21 protein-coding genes are annotated in these 22,882 nt (G+C 64.8%); 6 read left to right on the forward strand and 15 right to left on the reverse strand.

Annotation, left to right across the window (positions count from 1 at the left end; all coding sequences use genetic code 11):
* On the reverse strand, positions 1-1,002 hold the full coding sequence (locus tag Q8R73_RS20015) for an NAD(P)H-quinone oxidoreductase (RefSeq protein WP_305721276.1): 1,002 nt from the start codon (positions 1,000-1,002) through the stop codon (positions 1-3).
* Between the two features lie 105 nt (positions 1,003-1,107).
* Between Q8R73_RS20015 and Q8R73_RS20020 the strand changes: the two genes are divergently transcribed.
* Both Q8R73_RS20020 and Q8R73_RS20025 read left to right on the forward strand, forming a co-directional pair.
* Positions 1,108-1,299, forward strand: a complete 192-nt coding sequence (locus Q8R73_RS20020; RefSeq protein WP_305721277.1) for a DUF1192 domain-containing protein — start codon at positions 1,108-1,110, stop codon at positions 1,297-1,299.
* A gap of 424 nt (positions 1,300-1,723) precedes the next feature.
* Positions 1,724-2,245, forward strand: a complete 522-nt coding sequence (locus Q8R73_RS20025) for a DUF1465 family protein (RefSeq protein ID WP_305721278.1) — start codon at positions 1,724-1,726, stop codon at positions 2,243-2,245.
* Positions 2,246-2,339: 94 nt separating this feature from the next.
* Here the strand turns inward: Q8R73_RS20025 and rpmE are convergent, their stop codons facing one another.
* Entirely contained in the window at positions 2,340-2,567 is a 228-nt protein-coding gene (gene rpmE / locus Q8R73_RS20030; protein ID WP_305721279.1) for a 50S ribosomal protein L31, read from the reverse strand.
* 203 nt (positions 2,568-2,770) lie between these two features.
* Between rpmE and Q8R73_RS20035 the strand changes: the two genes are divergently transcribed.
* A complete protein-coding gene (locus Q8R73_RS20035; RefSeq protein ID WP_305721280.1) occupies positions 2,771-4,630 on the forward strand; it encodes an ABC transporter ATP-binding protein/permease in 1,860 nt (619 codons plus the stop codon).
* A gap of 119 nt (positions 4,631-4,749) precedes the next feature.
* Here the strand turns inward: Q8R73_RS20035 and Q8R73_RS20040 are convergent, their stop codons facing one another.
* From Q8R73_RS20040 to Q8R73_RS20050, 3 genes are all read right to left on the reverse strand, one after another.
* Positions 4,750-5,199: a GNAT family N-acetyltransferase gene (locus Q8R73_RS20040; protein ID WP_305721281.1), complete on the reverse strand. Its 450-nt coding sequence runs from the start codon at positions 5,197-5,199 to the stop codon at positions 4,750-4,752.
* A gap of 109 nt (positions 5,200-5,308) precedes the next feature.
* Positions 5,309-6,340 carry a peptidoglycan -binding protein gene (locus Q8R73_RS20045; RefSeq protein WP_305721282.1) on the reverse strand — a complete coding sequence of 344 codons (1,032 nt, stop codon included), beginning with the start codon at positions 6,338-6,340 and terminating at the stop codon, positions 5,309-5,311.
* Between the two features lie 120 nt (positions 6,341-6,460).
* On the reverse strand, positions 6,461-7,468 hold the full coding sequence (locus tag Q8R73_RS20050) for a flagellar motor protein MotA (protein WP_305721283.1): 1,008 nt from the start codon (positions 7,466-7,468) through the stop codon (positions 6,461-6,463).
* Between the two features lie 328 nt (positions 7,469-7,796).
* Between Q8R73_RS20050 and Q8R73_RS20055 the strand changes: the two genes are divergently transcribed.
* The 3 genes from Q8R73_RS20055 to Q8R73_RS20065 all read left to right on the forward strand — a co-directional run bounded on the left by Q8R73_RS20055 (position 7,797) and on the right by Q8R73_RS20065 (position 13,497).
* A complete protein-coding gene (locus tag Q8R73_RS20055) occupies positions 7,797-8,825 on the forward strand; it encodes a cyclopropane-fatty-acyl-phospholipid synthase family protein (RefSeq protein ID WP_305721284.1) in 1,029 nt (342 codons plus the stop codon).
* Positions 8,826-9,141: 316 nt separating this feature from the next.
* On the forward strand, positions 9,142-10,344 hold the full coding sequence (locus Q8R73_RS20060) for an efflux RND transporter periplasmic adaptor subunit (RefSeq protein WP_371126139.1): 1,203 nt from the start codon (positions 9,142-9,144) through the stop codon (positions 10,342-10,344).
* 6 nt (positions 10,345-10,350) lie between these two features.
* Complete coding sequence (locus tag Q8R73_RS20065; protein WP_305721286.1) at positions 10,351-13,497, forward strand: efflux RND transporter permease subunit; 3,147 nt, start codon at positions 10,351-10,353, stop codon at positions 13,495-13,497.
* 142 nt (positions 13,498-13,639) lie between these two features.
* On the opposite strand, the gene Q8R73_RS20070 is transcribed toward Q8R73_RS20065, so the two are convergent.
* The 10 genes from Q8R73_RS20070 to Q8R73_RS20115 form a co-directional block, all read right to left on the reverse strand.
* Positions 13,640-14,434, reverse strand: coding sequence for an inositol monophosphatase family protein (locus Q8R73_RS20070; protein WP_305721287.1), 795 nt, complete (start codon positions 14,432-14,434; stop codon positions 13,640-13,642).
* A 98-nt stretch (positions 14,435-14,532) separates the two neighbouring features.
* The gene (locus Q8R73_RS20075) at positions 14,533-15,639 is read right to left on the reverse strand and encodes a tetratricopeptide repeat protein (protein WP_305721288.1); all 1,107 of its coding nucleotides are present in this window, start codon (positions 15,637-15,639) and stop codon (positions 14,533-14,535) included.
* 8 nt (positions 15,640-15,647) lie between these two features.
* Entirely contained in the window at positions 15,648-16,328 is a 681-nt protein-coding gene (locus tag Q8R73_RS20080) for a thiamine phosphate synthase (protein ID WP_305721289.1), read from the reverse strand.
* Position 16,329: 1 nt separating this feature from the next.
* A complete protein-coding gene (locus Q8R73_RS20085) occupies positions 16,330-17,370 on the reverse strand; it encodes a class I fructose-bisphosphate aldolase (RefSeq protein ID WP_305721290.1) in 1,041 nt (346 codons plus the stop codon).
* 133 nt (positions 17,371-17,503) lie between these two features.
* Entirely contained in the window at positions 17,504-18,571 is a 1,068-nt protein-coding gene (gene fba, locus Q8R73_RS20090) for a class II fructose-bisphosphate aldolase (RefSeq protein ID WP_305721291.1), read from the reverse strand.
* A gap of 67 nt (positions 18,572-18,638) precedes the next feature.
* Complete coding sequence (locus Q8R73_RS20095; RefSeq protein WP_305721292.1) at positions 18,639-18,962, reverse strand: type II toxin-antitoxin system PemK/MazF family toxin; 324 nt, start codon at positions 18,960-18,962, stop codon at positions 18,639-18,641.
* Complete coding sequence (locus Q8R73_RS20100; protein ID WP_305721293.1) at positions 18,959-19,168, reverse strand: antitoxin MazE family protein; 210 nt, start codon at positions 19,166-19,168, stop codon at positions 18,959-18,961. Before Q8R73_RS20100 ends, Q8R73_RS20095 begins: the two co-directional genes overlap by 4 nt.
* Before the next feature lie 62 nt (positions 19,169-19,230).
* Positions 19,231-20,433 carry a phosphoglycerate kinase gene (gene pgk / locus Q8R73_RS20105; RefSeq protein ID WP_305721294.1) on the reverse strand — a complete coding sequence of 401 codons (1,203 nt, stop codon included), beginning with the start codon at positions 20,431-20,433 and terminating at the stop codon, positions 19,231-19,233.
* A 115-nt stretch (positions 20,434-20,548) separates the two neighbouring features.
* Positions 20,549-21,556: a type I glyceraldehyde-3-phosphate dehydrogenase gene (gap, locus tag Q8R73_RS20110; protein ID WP_305721295.1), complete on the reverse strand. Its 1,008-nt coding sequence runs from the start codon at positions 21,554-21,556 to the stop codon at positions 20,549-20,551.
* Positions 21,557-21,702: 146 nt separating this feature from the next.
* Positions 21,703-22,882: transketolase C-terminal domain-containing protein (locus Q8R73_RS20115; protein WP_305721296.1), on the reverse strand; the 1,180-nt coding region annotated here is incomplete at its 5' end.

Raw genomic sequence — 22,882 nt, forward strand, 5'->3', positions numbered from 1 at the left:
TTAAACCGCCAACACAATTTTGCCAATATGTTCGCTGGTTTCCATGCGCCGATGGGCGTCGGCGGCCTTTTCCAGCGGGAATGTGCTGTCCATAACCGGTTTGACCCTGCCGTCGCGCAGCAGCGGCATCACCCTGGCCTCGATCGCGGCGACCATCGCCGCCTTGTCTGCATTGCTGCGGGGCCGCAACGTCGAGCCGGTGTGCAGCAGCCGCTTCACCATCACCTTGGAGAAATTGACGGTGGCCTTCGGCGTCCCGCTCAGGAACGCGATCTGGATGATGCGGCCGTCGATCGCCGCGGCATCGTAGTTGCGGTCGATATAGTCGCCGCCGACCATGTCGAGAATGACATTGGCGCCCGCGCCATTGGTCGCCGTCTTGACGGCTTCGACGAAATCCTCGGTCTTGTAGTTGATCGCGAGGTCCGCGCCGAGTTTGATGCAGGCGTCGGCCTTGTCCTTCGATCCGACGGTGACGATCACCCTGGAGCCGAGCGCTTTTGCCAACTGGATCGCCATGGTGCCGATGCCGGATGAACCGCCATGGATCAGCAGCGTCTCGCCGGGCTTCAGCGCGCCGCGCTCGAACACATTGTGCCAGACCGTCATCAGGGTTTCCGGGATGGCGCCCGCCTCCTGCATCGACAGGGCAGGGGGCACCGCCATCGCCTGGGCATCCTGCGCGATGCAATATTGCGCGTAGCCGCCGCCGGCCACCAGCGACATCACCTTGTCGCCGAGCTTGTGCCGGCTGGCACCTGCGCCGAGCGCGACCACTTCCCCCGCAATCTCCAGACCCGGCAGGTCGCTGGCGCCGGGCGGCGGCGGATAGGCGCCGGAGCGCTGCGCGACATCGGGACGGTTGACGCCCGCGGCCGCAACCTTGACCAGGATTTCACCCGGACCGGGCACCGGCAGCGCGCGGGTCTCGGGGATCAGCACCTCGGGGCCGCCGGGCTTGCTGATGCCGACGACGGTCATTTGCGCGGGCAGCTTTTCCATGGTTTTTCCTTCGGCCAGGGCGGGAATTTCGAAGAGGCACCTGATTAGCCAGCCGCGCTCCGGCTGGCAACCGCCTCCCTCAGGGTTGAGCACGGGGTAGAACGCATGGCCATCGAGGACGACGACCGACCGCGAAAGAAAATCACCCACGAGATCGGGCAGGACCTGTCACTGCTGTCGGTCGAGGAACTGGCCGAGCGCATCGCGCTGATGCATGCCGAGATCGAGCGGCTGCAGGCGGCGATGACCAAAAAGCGCGCGTCGAAGGATGCGGCGAACAATTTTTTCAAGACGTAATCAGGCGCGATCCCCCTCTCGTCGTCCCGGATCGGCGTTCGCTTGCGCTCACTTGTCCGGGACGACGGATGAGAGGGCGGGGTGCAACGCACTCGGGGCGCAGGCCTCGGCCAATGGCCGACATGGCAAACGAAGCTTGAAGAAAACCGCTCGTTTACGGTCCATTAAGCTTTCCCGTTTATGACTACGCTTGTCCTTGTTTGGACACCGAGTGGCTCCTGTCCACTCTGTTTGACGCCTCCCTGTTATCAACTTCAAAAGCCGCCAGAAATGGCGGCTCTTTTTTTGGGCGTTCGCGGTACCTCACTGGAAACCATAATCGCGCATGCGGCTGGACTCTCGTCGGCCGGCGCGTAATGATTTGTTCATCATAAGCCGGCGCCCATTCAAGCCGGCGGCGTAATCCGTTGCGTGAGGCGTAACCATGTCGAACCGTTCGCAAGGCGAAACCGCTCTCGTCCAGTTCAGCGAGAGACTGACCAATTCGGCGGCGTTCGGCACCCTGTTCCGCGAGGGCATGGATCTGGTCGAGGAGACCGCGGCCTATCTCGACGGCGTCGGCCGCACCGAGGCGAAGGCGCTCGACCGCTCCGTCAGCCTGACTTACGCCACCGAAAGCATGAGGCTGACCACCCGCCTGATGCAGCTGGCGTCATGGCTGCTGCTGCACCGCGCGGTCAAGGAAGGCGAGATGACGCTGACCCAGGCCAACCGCGAAAAGACCAAGGTCAAGCTCTCGGCCGCCGACCCCGGTCCGGTCGACATCATCGAAAAGCTGCCGCAGCAATTGCAGGAGCTGATCGCCCGCTCGATGGCGCTGCAGACCAAGGTCCGCCGCCTCGATACCACGATCCATGCTCCGGCGGCCGAACGCGCCTCGATCGGCAATCCCCTGGTACCGCAGCTCAATCGCCTGAAAGCGGCTTTCGAGCGCCAGAGCGGCTGATCCAGGGGATCGGTCGCAGCCATTTTCCAACGAAAAACGCCCCGGCGCGAGCCGGGGCGTTTCGATATCTGCGTCAGGCGAGGCGCAACCGGCCTCAGTCCTTCTTGAGGAAGCCCGAAAACTTCTTCTGGAACCGGGATACGCGGCCGCCGCGATCGAGCATCTGCTGGGCGCCGCCGATCCAGGCCGGGTGCGACTTGGAGTCGATGTCGAGGTTGAGCTTGTCGCCCGCCTTGCCCCAGGTGGACCGCGTCTGATACTCGGTGCCATCGGTCATGACCACCGTAATCATATGATATTCCGGATGAATTTCGGCTTTCATGGCAGATCCTTCGGCGCGCCGGCGCCTGTCTTTCGGGTTGTGCGGGGACGGATTTGGGCCGCTCTATAACGCAGCGAGGCCCTCAAAACAAGCCAAGCTTGGCCCCCGGCCCGCGGGGGATCGCGCATTAGTATCTTGCCGGATTTGCCAGCGTCGGCGGCTGGGCCTATCTGGGGGCTGGCAAAGCGATTGGTCCTGATCTCATGAGCGCAATGGAACGGCTTGAACAGCGGCGTGGCGAGACGCCGCCGCAGCGCGATCCTGATGTCGCCGAGGTCCCCTTGCTAGAGGCCGAACTGACGGAGCTGCCGGCCAAGGGCCGCGCGCGGCTTCGCCCGCTGCTGGCATTGATGCCCTATGTGGCGCGCTACCGGGGCCGCGCCGTGCTCGCCTTCATCGCGCTCACCATCTCGGCGATCACGACCCTGCTGGTGCCGATCGCGGTGCGGCGGGTGATCGACTTCGGCTTCACGCCCGAAGGCATCGCGATGATCAATTCCTATTTCAGCGTGATGATCGCGCTGGTCGCGGTGCTGGCCAGCGCCAGTGCCGCGCGGTTCTACCTGGTCATGACCATCGGCGAGCGCATCGTCGCCGATATCAGGCGCGGCGTGTTCGCCCATCTGATCTCGCTGTCGCCGGCCTTCTTCGATTCAGCGCGCTCGGGCGAACTGATCTCGCGGCTGACCGCCGACACCACCCAGATCAAGTCGGCGGTCGGCGCCTCGGTCTCGATCGTGCTGCGCAATCTGATGCTGTTCATCGGCGCCACCGCGATGATGGTGATCACCAGCCCGAGGCTGTCGGGTTTCGTATTATTGGCGATCCCGCTGATCGTGATTCCGCTGGTTGCGTTCGGGCGCTGGGTGCGGCGGCTGTCGCGCAACGCCCAGGACACGCTGGCGGAAGCCACGTCCTATGCATCGGAATTGATCGGCGCGATCAGGACGGTGCAGGCCTATACCAGCGAGGGGCTGGCCAATGCCCGGTTCGGCGGGGAGGTCGAACAAGCCTATGCGGCGGCGCGCAATTCGACCCGGGCGCGGGCGGTTCTCACCGCCGTCATCATCTTCATCGTGTTCTCCAGCGTGGTGGCGATCCTGTGGGTCGGATCGAACGACGTGCTGACCGGCTCGATCACTCCCGGCCGGCTCGGCCAGTTCGTGCTGTATGCGGCGTTCGCCGCCGCCGGCCTCGGCCAGCTCAGCGAGGTCTGGGGCGATCTGTCGGCGGCGTCAGGCGCCTCGGAACGGCTGTTCGAGATTCTCCGCGTCAAGTCGGCGATCGCAGTGCCGGCGGCGCCGCGCGCGATGCCGGTGCCGGCACGGGGTGACGTCGGTTTCGAGAATGTCAGCTTTGCCTATCCGACCCGGCCGGACACACTGGCGGTCGACGGCGTGTCGCTCACCGTACGCGCCGGCGAGAAGGTTGCGATCGTCGGCCCGTCGGGGGCAGGCAAGAGCACGCTGTTCCATCTGCTGCTGCGGTTCTATGATCCGGCTTCCGGCGCCATCGCGTTCGACGGCGTGCCGATCAAGGCGGCCGATCCGCGCGAATTGCGCGCCCGCATCGCGCTGGTGCCGCAGGATTCCGTGGTGTTCGCGGCCAGCGCGCGCGACAACATCCGCTTCGGCCGGCCCGATGCGACGGATGCGGAAGTCGAGCGCGCCGCCGACCTCGCCCATGCCGGCGAATTCATCCGCCGGCTGCCGGGCGGCTTCGAGGCGCAACTTGGCGAACGCGGCGTGACGCTGTCGGGCGGACAACGCCAGCGGATCGCGATCGCGCGCGCGATTCTGCGCGATGCGCCGCTGCTGCTGCTCGACGAAGCGACCTCGTCGCTCGATGCCGAGAGCGAGACGCTGGTGCAGACCGCGCTGGAAGAACTGATGCGCCACCGCACCACGCTCGTGATCGCGCACCGGCTCGCCACCGTGCTTTCCTGCGACCGCATCATGGTGATGGACCAGGGCCGCATCGTCGAACAGGGCACCCATGCCGAACTGGTGGCGGCAGGCGGGCTCTATGCGAGATTGGCAAGGTTGCAGTTCGAGGGTGTGTGACTTCGACGCCAATCCCTCAACGTCATTGCGAGCGAAGCGAAGCAATCCATTTCGCTGCGGACCGGTTGGAAGATGGATTGCTTCGTCGCAAGGGCTCCTCGCAATGACGGAATGGATGACTACGGCTTCCACGCCATCTTCAGCACGAGTCGCTTCGATCCCGGGTTCACATCTTCTCCCGCCTGCACAAATCCGTTGCGCTCGTAGAAGCGGATCGCCCTGTTATTGTCGGCATTGACCTTGAGCGTGACGCCATCGGGCGATCGCCGCTTGGCTTCATCGACGAGACCAGTTGCGAGCATCGATCCCCAGAGATCCGGCGCGACCACCAGCTGGTCGAGATAGCCCGATGAATCGATGGTGACGAAGCCGACCATCGCGCCGCCCTGTTCGGCGACAATGATCGCTGCGTTCGGCACCAGTTCGTTGCGCCAGCGCTCCCGCCACCAGTCCACGCGGGCGTCGAAATCGATCGAGGGATAAGCGAGCTTCCAGGTCGCAAGCCACAGCGCGATGGCGGCGTCCTCGTCCTCGGCGCGATAGGGACGAAGGAGGAAGGGAACGCTCATGAGAGCACGGATGTCACGCCCGGGCTTGACCCGGGCATCCAGCTACTTCGCAACAGTCGTTTCAGATGGATTCTCGGGTCAAGCCCGGCAATGACGATGTGTTTTCTCACTACCGTTCCGTCAGCTTCAGCTCGATGCGGCGGTTGCGCTTGTAGGCTTCTTCCGTCGCCGCGGTGTCGAGCGGCTGGAACTCCGCAAAACCCGCCGCGACCAGCCGCTGAGCCGGCACGCCGAGCGAGATCAGGTGCTGTACCACCGAGATCGCGCGCGCCGATGACAATTCCCAGTTCGACCTGAACACCGGGCTGTTCAGGATCGGCCGCACGTCGGTATGGCCGTCGACCCGCAGCACCCAGGCGATCTCGGCGGGAATCTGCTTGTCCAGCTCGGTCAGCGCGGCCCCAAGCTTGTCGAGCTCGGCGCGGCCCTCGGGCAGCAGCAGCGCCTGTCCGGTGTCGAAGAACACCTCGGACTGAAACACAAAACGGTCGCCGACGATGCGGATGTCCGGGCGGTTGCCCAGAATGGCGCGCAGGCGGCCGAAGAATTCCGAACGATAGCGCGACAGTTCCTGCACCCTTTGCGCCAGCGCCACGTTCAGCCGCTGTCCGAGATCGGCGATCCGCCCCTGCGATTCCCTGTCGCGCTTTTCCGAAACCTCGAGCGCTTCCTCCAGCGCCGCCAGCTGGCGGCGCAGCGCGCTGATCTGCTGGTTCAGGACCTCGATCTGCGCCAGCGCCCGCGACGAAACCTGCTTTTCGGAATCCAGCGCCTTGTTGAGTTCGCCGGCGCGGCCGGCGGCGTCGCTGCCGGCGCCCGCGAGACCTTCATAGAGTCCCTTGACGCGATCGCGTTCGGATTCGGCCGAGGCCAGTCCGGCACGCAACTGCGACAGCTGGTCGTCGAGATTGAGCTTGCCGAGCTTTTCCAGTGAAAGCAGGTCGTTGAGCTGCGCCAGCTTGGCGTTGAGCTGCTCCAGCGCCTTGTCCTTGCCGGTGACCTCCTGCGACAGGAAGAACTGCACCACCAGGAACACCGACAGCAGGAATACGATCGAAAGCACCAGCGTCGACAGCGCGTCGACGAAGCCCGGCCAGTAGTTGAATCCGGTTTCGTTGCGGCGGGCACGGGCGAGGGCCATTCAGAAGTCTCCACTACAATCTCGTGTCCCGGACGCGGGGCAGCGTTTTTGCGCTGCTCCGCAGTGCCGGGACCACTTCAGCCCAACGTCAAGAACGCCGCGCCGCGTCCGGGGCACGCGTCACTCTCCCAAACTCTTCTCGGGCTGGCGCGCGATCCGCTCGAGCAGCTTCTTGATCTCGCGGTTCTGCTCGCCCTGGCCGTCGGCCCATTCGCGGATCATCTGCTGCTCGGTCCGCATATGCGTGACCAGGCCCTGGATGGCTTCGGCGAGGTTGGCCATCGCCGCCGTGGTGCCGCGGCTGGCGCCGCCCTCTTCGAGGGTCAGGCGCAACCGTTCGACGGCGGCCTGAAGCTCGCCGCCCGGGCCGCCGGCGCCTTCGCGGGTGTATTCACGCACCGTGGAAGCCAGCCAGTCCTCGAGGTCGGTATAGAAGCGGTTCTGGGCCTGGCTCGATTGCAAATCGAGGAATCCCAGGATCAGCGAGCCGGCGAGACCGAACAGCGACGACGAAAACGAAATGCCCATGCCGCCGAGCGGCGCGGCCAGGCCCTCCTTGAGGGTATCGAACAGCGAGCCGGCGTCGCCGCCGACCTTCAGCCCCTCGATCACCTTGCCGACCGAGCCGACGGTTTCGATCAGGCCCCAGAAGGTGCCGAGCAGCCCGAGGAAGACCAGCAGGCCGGTCATGTAGCGGGAAATGTCGCGGGCCTCGTCGAGCCTTGTCGCGATCGAATCCAGCAGGTGCCGCATGGTGGTCTGCGAGATCGTCATCCGCCCGGTGCGCTCGCCGCCGAGGATCGCCGCCATCGGGGCCAGCAAGGTGGGGTGCCGGTCGACCGCGAGGCCGGGATCGGAGATCCGGAAATTGTTGACCCAGGCGACCTCGGGATAGAGCCGCACCACCTGGCGGAACGACAGGATGATTCCGATCAACAGCACCGCGCCGATCAGCGCGTTGAGGCCGGGATTGGCGAAAAACGCTTCGATGATCTGCTTGTAGAGCACCACCAGCAGCAGCGCGCAGAGCACCAGGAACACCAGCATCCGCACCAGGAAGATCCGCGGCGAGGACAGCTTGTTCAGTTCGGTCTCCATCGCGGAGCGGGAAGAAGGGCGTGGAGGCATTGGTCGGTGTCATCCGTTGCGAGGAACCGGTTTCGCGCCCGAATATGGCACAGCGGGACCGGGAAAGAAGCTCAGATAGCCCTGATTCGGGGTGGATTGTGGAACCCTGGGTGAATCCGCAGCTTGGTTAGGAGCGTAGTCCATGAATGGGCGGTGTCTAGCGGGGATATCAGGGATTTCGGATGACAGTTGGTATCTCGGAGCCCTCCGCCGCCGACGCGCTGTCGCATTCCGCCGCGCCGGCCCCTGCAGCCGGGCTCGCCGGTTGCAGGGCGAATGTCGGCCCTCACCCTTCGCGACGCCGGCCACGACGAGAAGGAGCGGTCGCATGAGCTTCGTTTCCAGGATGATCGGCACCGCCGAACGTGTGCCGCTGCCCGACGTCGTCATTCGCGCCGCGATCCAGCGGCTGTGCTCGCACACCGCCACACGGCTCGCCAGCGGCAGCGCCGAGCGCGATGCGGCGTTCGCCGGCGAGATGGCGGCACGCGCCGCCGCCGGGCAGGGTGGCCCAACCGGAACCCGGCATCATGAAATGCCCCTGGCATTCTTTGCGCGGGTGCTCGGTCCCAACCACAAATACTCGTCATGCTTCTACAAGGAACCGGCGTCCACGCTGCAGGAGGCCGAGGAAGAGGCGCTGCGCCAGACCATCGAGCATGCCGATCTGGCCGACGGGCAGGCGATCCTCGAACTCGGCTGCGGCTGGGGTTCGCTGGCGCTGTCGATGGCGCGACTATTTCCCAATGCCGAGATCACCGCGGTGCCGAATTCGCCATTGCAGCGCGAATTCATCGAGCACGAAGCAGCATCGCGGGGATTGGGGAATCTTCGGGTGCTCACCGCGGATATCGACGCGTTCGATCCGGGACGCCAGTTCGACCGCATCGTGTCGGTTGAATTGTTCGAGCACATGACGAACTGGCGCGAATTGCTAATGCGGGTGCGGTCATGGCTCGAACCGGGCGGGCGCTTCTTCCTGCACATCTTCACGCATCGCTCGGGCGCCTATCTGTTCGATAGCGCCAATGGCGAAGACTGGATCGCGCGGCATTTCTTCTCCGGCGGCGTGATGCCGAGCCATCATCTGATCCGGCAATATGCCGACCTGTTCGAGGTCGAGAAGGAATGGCGCTGGAGCGGCACGCATTATCAGCGCACCGCGCTCGACTGGCTGGCCAATTTCGATGCCCACCATGACGAGATCGAGGAAATCCTGCGCGGCGTATACGGCAACGCGACGCCGTTGTGGATGCGGCGCTGGCGCTGGTTCTTGCTCGCCGCATCGGGGCTGTTCGGTTACGCCGAGGGCAGCGAATGGGGCGTCAGCCATTACCGGATGAAGGCCGCGGCTTGATCAACACGTCGCATCGATGCGCCCAACAATTCGGCGTTTGCTGCCTCGCTGAGCAACGAAAACGGCGCCTTCATCGCCAGGGGCGTGGAACCAAAAAATGGAACCGGAACCGATCTGATTCACGATCGAGTGAGAGCCGGAAAATCCTGTTTATTCAACGGGCTATCCACGTGTGACATTGAGCCGCCTCGAACAATATTGCAATGCAGCAACAGTGATCTAACTTGTTCCCCAAGAGAAACGCGGATTCGTTCGCGACGCCGCACCAGCGGAAGATCAATCCGCGCAGAACTCAAACTTGGGGCGACCCTTCATGATCAATGGATTTCGCACGCAATCGGCGGGCATCGTCTTGATGTTGGCTGCGATGGCGCCGCTTCTCGCTGGATGCAATGAACCTTCCTCGGCGATCGCGGCAGCTCAAACCTCCGATCCCGAAGTCAGTATCGTCTCCATCCGGCCGCAATCCCGCGCGCTGGTGCGCGAATTGCCCGGGCGCGTCGCTCCGACCCGCGTTTCCGATGTGCGTCCGCGCGTCTCCGGCATCGTCACCGAACGCCTGTTCAATCAGGGCAGCGAGGTCAAGGCCGGCGATCCGCTCTACCGGATCGATCCGCGGCCGTTCGAAGTCGAAGTGCAGTCCACCGAGGCGGCGCTCGCCAAGGCCGTTGCGGCATTCGAGCAGGTGTCACGGCAGGCGGGACGAATTGCCACCCTGACGAGCCAGAAGGCCACCTCGGAGGCCGAAAATGAAAGAGCCATCAGCGCCATGCGGCAGGCGGCGGCCGAGGTCGAGGGACGCAAGGCGGAAGTCGCCCGCGCCAAGCTCAATCTGAGCTACGCCACGATTCGCGCCCCGATCCACGGTGTCGTCGGCGCGGCACTGGTCAGCGAAGGCGCTCTCGTGGTGCAGAACGAGACCAATCTCGCGACCATTCAGCAACTCGATCCGATCTATGCCGATTTCACCCAGTCGGTCACCGAAATGAATCAACTCCGGCGCTCGCTCGAGAGCGGCGAACTCGATCGCATCGCGCCCGATGCGGCCAGGGTTCGTCTGGTGCTGGATGACGGCACGGTCTACGCGACGCCCGGCAGGCTGCTGTTCTCGGACGCCAGGGTGGACGCCCATACCGGGCAGGTGACGTTGCGCGGCGAGTTTCCCAATCCGAAGCGCGAATTGCTGCCGGGCATGTATGTCCGCGTGCTGATCGAGCAGGGCATCGACACTGATGCCATCGCCCTGCCGCAGCAGGCGATCCAGCGCAACGGCGGCGGCGGCAGCGAAGTGTTCGTGATCAAGGACGACAACCGCGTCGCGGTTCAGCCCGTGCGCACCGGATCGATGCAGGACGGCCAGTGGTTCGTGACCGAAGGGCTGAAAGCCGGTGACAAGGTCGTGGTCGAGGGCTTCCAGAAGTTCGCGGCCGGCGACAAGGTCCGACCGCAGCTGTTCACCGAAGGGGACGCTTCGGCCGACACCGAGGTAGCAAGGCAGACCGAGCAAGCGGACCGGTAACGCTTGATGCCCAGTTTCTTTATCGACAGGCCGATCTTCGCCTGGGTCGTCGCGCTGTTCATATGCCTCGTCGGCGCCATCTCGATCCCGCTGCTCGCGGTGGCGCAGTACCCGATCATCGCGCCTCCCTCGATCTCGATCTCGACCAGCTATCCAGGCGCCTCGCCGGAAAACCTCTACAACAGCGTGACGCGGCTGATCGAGGAAGAACTCAACGGCGCCAACGGGATTCTCAACTTCGAATCCACCAGCGACTCGCTCGGAGCGGTCGAGATCATCGCCAACTTCGTGCCCGGCACCGACACCGGAACGGCGTCGGTCGAAGTGCAGAACCGCATCAAGCGCGTGGAGGCCCGGCTTCCCCGCGCGGTGATCCAGCAGGGCATCCTGATCGAGGAAGCCTCCAGCGCGGTGCTGCAGATCATCACGCTGCGTTCGACCGACGGCACCCTCGACGAAGTCGGTCTCGGCGATTTCATGATCCGCAGCGTGCTCGGCGAGATCAGACGCATTCCGGGCGTCGGCCGCGCCACGCTGTATTCCACCGAACGTTCGCTGCGGATCTGGATCGATCCCGCCAAGCTGGTCGGCTACGGCCTGACTGTCGACGACGTCAACACAGCCATATCGGCGCAGAATGCCCAAGTGGCATCGGGCAGCATCGGCGCCGAGCCGAGCACCAAGGATCAGAAGATTTCGGCGCTGGTGCTGGTCAAGGGCCAGCTCTCCTCTCCCGACGAATTCGGCGCCATCATCCTGCGCGCCAATGCGGACGGTTCGACGGTGCGCTTGCGCGACGTCGCCCGGCTCGAGATCGGCGGATTGAGCTATCAGTTCAACACCAGGCTCAACGGCCAGCCGACCGCCGGCCTCTCGGTGCTGCTGTCGCCGAGCGGCAATGCGCTGGCCACCGCCAGCGCGGTCGAAGCCAAGATGGAGGAACTGTCGCGCTTCTTCCCGGCGAATATCTCCTACCAGATTCCCTACAATATCACGCCGGTGGTGGAGGCCTCGATCCAGAAGGTGCTGATCACGCTGGCCGAGGCGGTGGTGCTGGTGTTCATCGTGATGTTCCTGTTCCTGCAGAACATCCGCTACACCATCATTCCCACCATCGTGGTGCCGGTGGCGCTGCTCGGGACCTGCGCGATTCTGCTGGCGGTGGGCTATTCGATCAACATGCTGACCATGTTCAGCATGGTGCTAGCGGTCGGTATTCTGGTCGACGACGCCATCGTCGTGGTCGAAAACGTCGAGCGCATCATGTCGGAGGAGGGGTTGTCTCCGAAGGAGGCCACCCGCAAGGCGATGTCTCAGATATCGAGCGCCATCATCGGCATCACGCTGGTGCTGGTCGCCGTGTTCCTGCCGATGGCGTTCTTCCCGGGGTCGGTCGGCATCATCTACCGCCAGTTCTCGGTCACCATGGTCGCCGCCATCGGCTTCTCCGCGCTGCTGGCGCTGTCGCTGACGCCGGCGCTGTGCGCGACGCTGCTGAAGCCGGTCGAGGCCGGCCATGCCCATGCGCGCAAGGGCGTGTTCGGCTGGTTCAACCGCGTGCTCGAAAGCGTGAAGATGCGCTATGCCGGCACCGTGGGCTGGTCGTTGCGGCGCACCGGGCGGCTGATGCTGGTCTACGCGGCGCTGCTGATCGGACTGGGCTGGGCCTTCCTTCGCCTACCCGGCGGCTTCCTCCCGGTCGACGATCAGGGTTTCATCACCACCGACGTGCAGACGCCGGCCGACGCCTCATATGCGCGCACCGAGGCCGCGGTCGAGAAGGTTGAAAAATACCTGGCCCAGCGCGCCGGTGTCGAGACCGTCACCTTCCTGACCGGCTTCAGCTTTCTCGGCCAGGGCATCAACACCGCACAGGCTTTCATCACGCTGAAGGACTGGTCGGAGCGTCCGGCGAAGGATTCCGCGGCCGCGATCGTCGCCGACATCAACCGCGACCTTGCCTCGATCCGCGACGCCAAGATTTCCGCGCTGCAGCCGCCGCCGATCGACAATCTCGGCAATTCCGCCGGCTTTTCCTTCCGCCTGCAGGACCGCGGCCAGAAGGGCTATCCGGCGCTGGTCGCCGCCGCCGACCGCCTGATATCGCAAGCCAACGCCAGCCCGGTGCTGAAAAACGTCTTCGTCGAGGGCCTGCCGGAGGGACCGCAGGTAAATTTGACCATCGACCGCGAGAAGGCCGGCGCCTTCGGCGTCACCTTCGAGGACATCAACAACACGATCTCGACCAATCTCGGATCGAACTACATCAACGACTTTCCGAACCGCGGCCGGATGCAGCGGGTGATCGTGCAGGCCGCCGACAGCAGCCGCATGGAGACCGACGACATCCTCAATTACAACGTCAAGAACAACCGCGGCCAGCTGGTGCCATTGTCCGCCTTCACCACGGTGGAGTGGTCGAAAGGCCCGACCCAGATCGCGGGCTTCAATTACTATCCCGCGGTGCGCATCAGCGGCGAGGCGAAACCGGGCTTCACCTCGGGCGACGCCATCGCCGAGATGGAGCGGCTCGCGGGACGGCTGCCGCGCGGCTTCGGCTATGAGTGGACCGGGCAAAGCCTGCAGGAAAAGCTGTCGGGCTCGCAGGCGCCGATCCTGCTCGGCCTGTCGCTGCTGGTGGTGTTCCTCTGTCTCGCAGCACTCTACGAGAGCTGGACGATTCCGCTGGCGGTGCTGCTGACGGTGCCGCTCGGCATCTGCGGCGCGGTGCTGGCGGCGACCATGCGCGGCCTGCCCAACGACGTCTATTTCACCGTCGGTCTCATCACCATCATCGGGCTGGCGGCGAAAGACGCCATCCTGATCATCGAATTCGCCAAAGACCTGCGCGCCCAGGGCAAGCCGCTGATCGAGGCGACGGTGGAAGCCTGTACCCTGCGTTTCCGCCCCATTCTAATGACCGGTCTCGCCTTCGTCTGCGGCGTGCTGCCGATGGTGATCGCCTCCGGCGCCGGCAGCGCCAGCCAGCAGGCACTCGGTACCAGCGTGATGGGCGGCATGATCGCGGTGGTGATCCTGGCGCTGCTGATGGTGCCGGTGTTCTTCGTCGTGGTGCAGCGCGTGCTGGCGGGGGACCGGGTTGTGGAGAAGGTGGCGGAGGCGGAGGTGACGCCCGAAGCGTCGAAGCCATAGAGAAGCGCGGGCGTGTCCTGCAATCTCGTTCATCATGCCCGCGAAGGCGGGCATCCAGTGCTCCGCGACATTACAGCCTAGCTATCAGCGGCGCGGCGTACTGGATCATCCGCTTTCGCGGATGATGACGGCGTGGTCGCCGTCACTTCCCCAGCGGCTTCAATATCTTCACCAGTTCCGCATGCACGAATTCGTTGCCGCAGATCAGATTGCCCGTCTTCAGCGGATCGTCGTCGCCCTCGATCCCGCTCACCGTGCCGCCGGCTTCGCGGATGATGATCTGGCCGGCTGCCATGTCCCATGGCTGCAGATTGCGTTCCCAGTAGCCGTCGAGGCGGCCGGCGGCGACGAAGGCCATGTCGAGGGAGGCGGCGCCGAACCGGCGCAGGCCCGCCACCTTGTTCTGGATTGCGGTCATTTCCAGCCGCGACAGATTGTGGTCGCCGCGGCCGATATGCGGCAGGCCGCAGGCGATCACGCAATCGCCGAGCTGGCGGCGGCCGGCGACGCGCAGCCGCTGGTCGTTGAGGAAGGCGCCCTTGCCGCGCTCGGCGGTGTAGAGCTCGTCATTGGCGGGATTGTAGATCACGCCGGCGATCATGACGCCCTCGCGCTGCAGCCCGATCGAGATCGCGAATTGCGGGATGCCGTGCAGGAAATTGGTGGTGCCGTCGAGCGGGTCGACGATCCAGGTATGGGTCTTGTCGTCGCCGATCCGCACGCCGCCTTCCTCGCCGATGAAGCCGTAGCCCGGCCGCGCCTTGGTGAGATCGGTGAGCAGCATTTCCTCGGCGCGCTTGTCGGCCAGCGAGACGAAATTGGCCGGCCCCTTCAGCGATACCTGCAGGTTCTCGATCTCGCCGAGGTCGCGTTTGAGGCTGCGGCCGGCGCGGCGCGCGGCCTTGACCATGACGTTCATAAGGGCTGATTGCAGCATGATCTCGGCTCAAGACGACCTGAGCGTCAGGTCAGGACAGGGATTTGGCGGGATTTCGCCCTGTGGGTGCCCTGCCGGTGGGGTGGCGTCAAGGCGGATCATTTGGTGCCGACCCATTTGCGGGCGGCATCCTCGACCCGGGTGCGGTCTTCGGGGCTGAGCGCAGCCAGCGCCTCATCCAGCATGAGATCGCCCTTGCCGGCGGTTTTCGCAACAATGTGCCATTTCAGGCCCTCGATCTTGTCCATTGCTGCGCCTTGCCCCATCACCAGCACGCGGGCGAGGCGGTTTTGAGCGATCGGGCTGTTCTGCCGGGCTGCCTTGGTCAGCAGCGCCACCGCGGCCGCCTCGTTCTTCGCCGTTCCGGTGCCGTTGAACAGCGCGATGGCGTATTCGACCTCGGCATCGACATTGCCGGCCAGCGCGGCCGCCTGCAGCAGCCGCACCGCCTTGTCGATGTCCTTGGGCACGCCGGTGCCCTCCTTGTAGAAGGTGGCGAGCGCGTATTGCGCTTCCGGATTGCCGGCGTCGGCGGCGACACGAAGCAGTTCCGCGGCGCGCTTGACGTCCTGCGGCAGCGTCTGCCCGTCGAGATAGAGCAGCGCCAGATTGTACGCCGCCTTCGGGTTGCCCAGCTTGGCCGCGGACGCCAGCAGCCTTGCCGCCTCCTCGCGGTTGATGGGGCCGCCGCGCCCGGCCAGCCGGAACATCGCGAGTGCGAACATGCCCTCGCGGTCGCCGCCGTCGGCGGCGCGCTTGTACCACTCGGCGGCCCTGGCGTAGTCGCGCTTGACACCAAGCCCGTTGGCATAGAGTTCGCCGAGCATGGTCATCGCCTTGGGATCGCCGTTGAACTGCGCGCGGTTGGTCGCCAGATCGAACGCGGTCTTGTACTGGCCGCGCTGATAGGCGCCGTAGACCAGGTCGACATTCGGATCGTCGAACACCGGAGCGGGCGTCACGGTCGCCGTCGGCGTGGGCGTTGCGGTGGGCTTCGGCGTCGCGGCCGGCGCGGGCTTTTTGGCGGCCACCGGCGGTTTCGGCCTGGATTCCTTCTTCGCAGGCGCGACCGGCGTCGGCATCCCCGGCGGCGGCAGCAGCGGCCTTGGCGCACCGGGCGGCGGCAGCAGCTGGGTCTGCGCCATGCCGCTTGCCGGGAGCATCAGCAAACTGGCCAGGATCAGTGTGGGCCGCAGGATTTTCATTTCCGGCGTTATCCCTGCTCGGCTTTGACTTTTCCGGAGGTGGCGGCGTGGGCTTGCCTGATGGTCTGTTCGGCTTCCTCGAGGGCCGCCGCCGCGCCGCGCGGATCGGCCCAGATGAAATCGCCGACCAGGACGAAATCCGCGCCGGCGGCGGCGAATTCGCGAGCTTCGTCCAGCGATGCCGCATGGCCGATGCAGGGCGGCTCGAACAGCTCGGCCCACCATTCGAGGCGCTCGGCGATCGCCTCTACCGCGGGCCTCGATCCCTGCGCGTCGGGTTCGCCGAACAGCACGTAATCCGCGCCGGCTTCGCCCGCGGCCATCGAATCGTGCCGTGTCGACAGGCCGCCGACGCCGGCGATACGGTCGGGCTTCAGCGACGGCAGCGCCTCCGCCAGGGCCTCGATGCCGCTGACATGCGCGCCATCGGCGCCGGCGCGGGCAACCAGTTCGACATGGCCGTCGAGCAGAAGAGCTGCTCCGCCGCCCTGGATCGCGGGCGCCAGCGCCTTGATCCGCGAGATCATGGTGCGCTGGTCGGTCATCCTGAGCCGCAGCAGCACCGCGGCGACATCGGCGGCCGCCAGCAAGCCAGGCAGGCTTGCGATCAGCGCCGCTGGATCGTCCACCTCCGGCGTCGCAAGATAGAGACGCGGCACGGGGCGCGGTGGAACGGGTTTCGTGGCCAAACTATGCCGCCTTCTTTTCGAGATCGGCCTTCCATTCGCCCTTGCTGGCGAGCGAATTCATCTGCGCCCGGTGCGTGAAGGCGCGCTGCCCCGCGGCGACGTTCTCCGCCTTGCCCGACCACGCCTTCTGCGGCGCCGCCTGCAGCGCCCTTCCGTAGGAGAAGGTGAGGCGCCAGGGCAGACCGCCGATCCGGTTCATCGCGTTCAAATGCGCGGTCGCGTCCTCGTCGGATTGCCCGCCGGACAGGAAGGCGATGCCGGGCACCGCGGCCGGAACGCATGCCTTCAGGAGCCGGATGGTCTTTTCCGCGACCTCCTCGACCGAGGCCTGCTTCGCATTCTTCTTGCCTGAAATGACCATATTGGGCTTCAGGATCATGCCCTCCAGCGCGACGCGCTGCACCCGCAATTCCTGGAAGGTCTTGTTGAGCACGCGCTGCGTCACGTCATGGCAGCGCTCGATATCGTGGCCGCCATCCATCAGCACTTCCGGCTCGACGATCGGCACGATCTGCGCGGCCTGGCAAAGGGCGGCATAGCGCGCCAGCGCATGGGCGTTGACGTGGATCGCCGTCATGCTCGGAACGCCCGGGCCGCCATTGCCTTCGCCGATATCGATCACCGCGCGCCATTTGGCGAAGCGGGCGCCGCGCTCGTAATATTTCTTCAGACGCTCGGCGAGCCTGTCCAGCCCTGCCGTGACCAGTTCGCCGGGACAGCCGGGCAGGGCCTGGGTTCCCTCGTCGACCTTGATGCCGGGGATGGCCCCGGATTGCTCGATCAGCCTGACCAGCGGCGTGCCGTCCGCGGCGTCCTGCCAGATGGTCTCGTCATAGAGGATGACGCCGGAAATATACTGGCGCATCGCCTCGTCGGAGCGGAACAGCATTTCACGATAGTCGCGGCGCGACTGTTCGGTCGACTCGACCTTGATGGCGTCGAAGCGCTTCTTGATGGTGCCGGACGATTCGTCGGCGGCGAGGATTCCCTTGCCCGGCGCCACCATGGCCAGGGCAATCTTGTTCAGTTCGGCGAGATTCATCGGTGCGTCCTCCCGGGCACTATGTGTTGCGGACCAAAATAGACGGTTCTCGGGCAAAACCCAAGAAACCGTCCAGAGCAAAACCGTCCAGGGGAACACAGGGATAAAGCGACGCGGGCCCGCCGGAAGCCGGTCACGCGATTTTCGGGTCGAGTTCGCCCTTGATGTAGCGCTTCGCCATTTCGGCCGTCGTCAGCACCTTCTTGATCTTGCTGGCCTGACCGGCGGTGTTGAATTCCTGCAGGCGCTGCTTGCAGAGCTTCGCCATCGCTTCCATCGCCGGCTTGAGATATTTGCGCGGATCGAATTCTTCGGGATTCTCCTTCAGCACCTTGCGGATCTGGCCGGTCATCGCCATCCGGTTGTCGGTGTCGATGTTGATCTTGCGGACCCCGTTCTTGATGCCGCGCTGGATCTCGGCGACCGGCACGCCCCAGGTCGGCTTCATCTTGCCGCCATTGGCGTTGATGATGTCCTGCAGGTCCTGCGGCACCGAGGACGAGCCGTGCATCACCAGATGCATGTTCGGCAGCTTGCGGTGGATTTCCTCGATCACCTTCATGGCGAGGATGTCGCCGTCCGGCTTGCGGGTGAACTTGTAGGCGCCGTGCGAGGTGCCCATCGCGATCGCCAGTGCGTCGACCCTGGTCTCCTGGACGAATTTGACGGCCTCGTCGGGATTGGTCAGCAACTGGTCGTGGGAGAGCTTGCCCTCGGCGCCGTGGCCGTCCTCCTTGTCGCCCATGCCGGTCTCGAGCGAGCCGAGCACGCCGAGTTCGCCTTCCACCGAAATGCCGCCGAGATGCGCCATGTCGGTAACGGTTTTGGTGACGCCGACATTGTAGTCCCAGTCGGCGGGGGTCTTGCCGTCGGCCTTCAGCGAACCGTCCATCATGACGGAGGTGAAGCCGGCCTGGATCGCCGTCATGCAGGTGTCGGGCCCGTTACCGTGATCGAGATGCACGCAGACCGGGATCTGCGGATAGATTTCGGTCACCGCGTCCATCATGTGCTTGAGCATGATGTCGTTGGCGTAGGACCGCGCGCCGCGCGAGGCCTGGATGATGACCGGCGCATCGAGGCTGGAGGCGGCCTCCATGATGGCCAGCGCCTGCTCCATGTTGTTGATGTTGAACGCCGGCACGCCGTAATCGTGTTCCGCCGCGTGGTCGAGCAATTGACGCAACGTGATGCGTGCCATGTGTTCCGTTCTCCGCAAGTAGCGTGACAGCGATCTGTCACGGTTTCAAAACCAAAGTAGCCGCTTCTCAGGTGAAACCCAAGAACAGCGCGAGGGCGCGATTGACGGCGCTCATGTCGGTAGCTGAAAGACGGCCGATTACCGGTCCTGCCTTAGACCGGGGCAGGGTAGTGGCTTTCTCCACCATGACCTGAGAGGCGTGTCGAAGACCATTTTCTTCGGATATTTCCACCGCTACCCGACAAGGCTCCGCGCTCAGGATATTGCTCGTCATTGGTAGTACGGTCACCGAATCAAGATGCTCGTAGATAACCGACTGGATCACGAGTGCCGGACGCGGCTTGCCGTAGTCTCCCGGAAGCGAAACGGTGATGAGGTCGCCTTGTTTCATTTCCAGTCGCTAAAGTCCGAAAGCGCCAGCATCTCATCCATGACGCGCTGACTTTCCGCGTCGGCATTGATGACCTCGATCGCCCGCGCGATTTGCTCCCTGAACCCCGGAGCATTTACATCGGGAATCCAGATCGTCACCGGCTTGAGGCCGGCCGCCTTCATCTTGTCCCGGTGCTTCTTGACCCGCTTCGCTCCGTCGGCCATGGCGCATTTCCCTCGGGTGGAATGTTACATGTAACATATGCCGAGGGCCGCCAAGCTTCAAGTTATGCCCCTTTTGCCTTCAAAACCTCAACGCCGGGCAATGGCTTGCCTTCCATCCATTCAAGAAATGCGCCGCCCGCGGTCGAAACGTAGCTGAAATCGCCGGATACCCCGGCCTGGTTCAGTGCCGCCACCGTGTCGCCGCCGCCGGCAACCGAGATCAGCTTGTTCGCCTTGGTCCGTTCCGCCGCGTGCCTGGCCGCCACCATGGTGCCCCGGTCGAACGGGCTCATTTCGAAGGCGCCGAGCGGGCCGTTCCAGACCAGCGTTGCGGCATCGTCGATCGCGGCATGAATCCGTGCGGTCGACTGCGGGCCGACGTCGAGGATCATGCCGTCGGCGGGAATCGCATCGAGGCCGTAGGCCCGGGACGGCGCGTTGGCGGCGAAGTGAGTGGCGACGATGGCGTCGACGGGCAGGATGATGGCGCAATTGGCGGTTTCCGCCTTGGCGATAATCCGCAGCGCGGTCGCCGCGAGGTCCTTCTCCGCCAGCGACTTGCCGACGCCGACGCCCTGCGCATGCAGGAACGTATTGGCCATGCCGCCGCCGATCACCAGCGCATCGACTTTTGTGACCAGGTTCTCCAGCAGGTCGATCTTGGAAGAGACCTTGGCGCCCCCGACAATCGCAATGACCGGATGGGTCGGCGCGTCCAGCGCCTTGCCCAGCGCGTCGAGTTCGGTCTGCATGGTGCGCCCGGCATAGGCCGGCAATTTGTGGCCGAGGCCCTCGGTGGAGGCATGGGCGCGGTGCGCGGCCGAGAAGGCGTCATTGACCCAGATATCGCCGAGTTTTGCCAGTTCCGCGACGAAGGCGGGATCGTTCTTCTCCTCTTCCTTGTGGAAGCGGGTGTTTTCCAGGCAAAGGATGTCGCCGTCCTGCATGGCGCCGACGGCCCTGGCTGCGACGTCGCCGACGCAATCCTCCGCGAACGCCACCGGCTTCCCGATTACCAGCGCCAGCGCTGCGGCGACCGGCTTCAGCGATTGACTGGGATCGCGTCCCTTGGGTCGGCCGAAATGCGCGAGCAGGATGACCTTGCCGCCCTTGCCTGAGATCTCGCCGATGGTGGGCGCTATGCGCTCCAGCCTGGTGGCATCGGAGACGTGGCCATCTTCCATGGGAACGTTGAGATCGACGCGCAGCAGCACGCGCTTGCCCTTCACGTCGACGTCATCGAGGGTGCGGAATGATTTTTTCATGGCCGGACTCGAACTCTCCAAGCGGTCATTCCGGGGCGATGCGAAGCATCGAACCCGGAATCTCGAGATTCCGGGTTCGGTCCTGCGGACCGCCCCGGAATGACGGTGCGCGACTTTACAGCAGCTTCCCCATCGCCACGGCGGTGTCCGACATGCGGTTCGAAAAACCCCATTCGTTGTCGTACCACGCCATCACCCGCACCAGCGTGCCGTTCTGCACCTTGGTCTGGTCCATGTGGAAGGTGGCGGAATGCGGGTCGTGGTTGAAGTCGATCGAGACGTTCGGCGCGGTGGTGTAGCCGAGAATGCCCTTGAGCTGCTGCTCGCTGGCGCGCTTCATCGCCTCGTTGATTTCCTTCACGTCGGTCTTGCGCTGCGCGATGATCTTGAGGTCGACCACCGAGACGTTCGGGGTCGGCACGCGGATCGCGACGCCGTCGAGCTTGCCGACCAGTTCCGGCAGCACCAGGCCGATCGCCTTGGCCGCACCCGTGGAGGTCGGGATCATCGACATCGCCGCGGCGCGGCCGCGATAGAGATCGCTGTGCATGGTGTCGAGCGTCGGCTGGTCGCCGGTGTAGGCGTGGATCGTGGTCATGAAGCCGGTTTCGATGCCGACGGTGTCATTCAGCACCTTTGCGACCGGCGCGAGGCAGTTGGTGGTGCATGAACCGTTGGAGACCACGAGGTGATCTTTCGACAGCTTGTCGTGGTTGACGCCGAACACGATGGTGGCGTCAGCGCCGTCCGACGGCGCCGAAACCAGCACGCGCTTGGCGCCGGCGGTGAGATGCGCCGAGGCCTTGGCCTTGGCGCTGAAGATGCCGGTGCATTCCAGCGCGATGTCGACGCCGAGTTCCTTCCACGGCAGCTTTGACGGATCGCGCTCGGCGGAAACCCTGATCTTGCCGTTGCCGACGCTGATCGAGTCGCCGTCGACCGTGACGATGCCGGGGAAGCGGCCATGGACCGAATCGAAGCGCAGCAAATGGGCGTTGGTTTCGACCGGACCGAGATCGTTGATGCCGACCACCTCGATATCCTTGCGGCCGGACTCGGCGATGGCGCGCAGTACGTTGCGGCCGATACGGCCAAACCCGTTGATCGCGACCCGGATTGCCATCTGCTGTCTCTCCTTCAATGACCTCTGTCAGCCCCGCGGAGGGCGTCGAGCCATCCACGAGGGTTTTGCGGCGGACGCCCGGTTCGGCCGGGCGGGAGCGGATTAGATGACCGTTAGGTAGACCCTTTTGGGGTCAATCTCAACCGTCAGCCCAGGCGCTTCAGGGCCGCGTCAACCGCAGCCTCGGCGGTGATGCCGAAGTGCTTGTAGAGCTCCTTGGCAGGCGCGCTGGCGCCGAAACCGTGCATGCCCACAAAGACGCCATCCGACCCGATCACGGCATCCCAGCCCCACCGCACCGCGGCCTCGATCGCGATCCTGACCGGCGCATTGCCGATAATCGCCTTCTGCTTGCCTTCCGGCTGCGCCAGCAGCAATTCGAGCGAGGGCACCGAGACCACCCGTGACGCGATGCCGCGATCGGCCAGAAGCTTCTGCGCGGCCACCGCGATCTCGACCTCGGAGCCGGAGGCGAACAGCGACACTTTGGCGTCGCCCTGCGCTGCGACCAGTTCGTAGGCACCGTGGCCGCAGGGATTCTCCGGCGGCGCTGAAGTGCGCAGTTGCGGCAGGTTCTGGCGGGTCAGCGCCAGCACCGTCGGCCCGTCGGTCCGGTTCAGCGCCAGTTCCCAGCACTCCGCCACCTCGATGGCGTCGCAGGGACGGAACACGCGCATGTTGGGAATCGCGCGCAGGGCGGCGAGATGCTCGACCGGCTGATGGGTCGGGCCGTCTTCGCCGAGACCGATCGAATCATGGGTCATCACATAGACCACGCCGGCGCCCATCAGCGCCGCCAGTCGCATCGCCGGCCGGGCATAGTCGGTGAACACCATGAAGGTGGCGCCGTTCGGCGCGAACCCGCCATGCAGGAAGATGCCGTTCATGGCCGCCGCCATGCCGTGCTCGCGGATGCCGTAATGGATGAAGCGGCCCTTCGGCGTCTTGGCCGAGAAGGCGACCGCGGATTTCGCCTTGTTGTTGTTGGACCCGGTGAGGTCGGCGGAGCCCGCCAGGAATTCCGGCAGCGCCGGCACGATTGCCTCGATCGCCAGCTCCGACGATTTCCGGGTGGCGATATTCTGCGGCGTCTCCAGCAACGCCTTCTTGTGCGCCTTCAGCGCCTTCGCCAATGAGGCCGGCCGTTCATGCCGCAGCCGGCGTTCGAATTCGGCGCGCTTGCGGCTGCCGAGTTCGGCGAATTGCGCTTCCCACTCCTGGCGCGCCGCCACGCCGCGGCTGCCGGCCTCGCGCCAGGCCTTCAGCACTTCGTCCGGCACCGAAAACGGCTCCAGCGCAATGCCGAGTTTCTGCTTGGCGCCCTTC

This window comes from Bradyrhizobium sp., assembly GCF_030697065.1.
GTDB lineage: Bacteria > Pseudomonadota > Alphaproteobacteria > Rhizobiales > Xanthobacteraceae > Bradyrhizobium.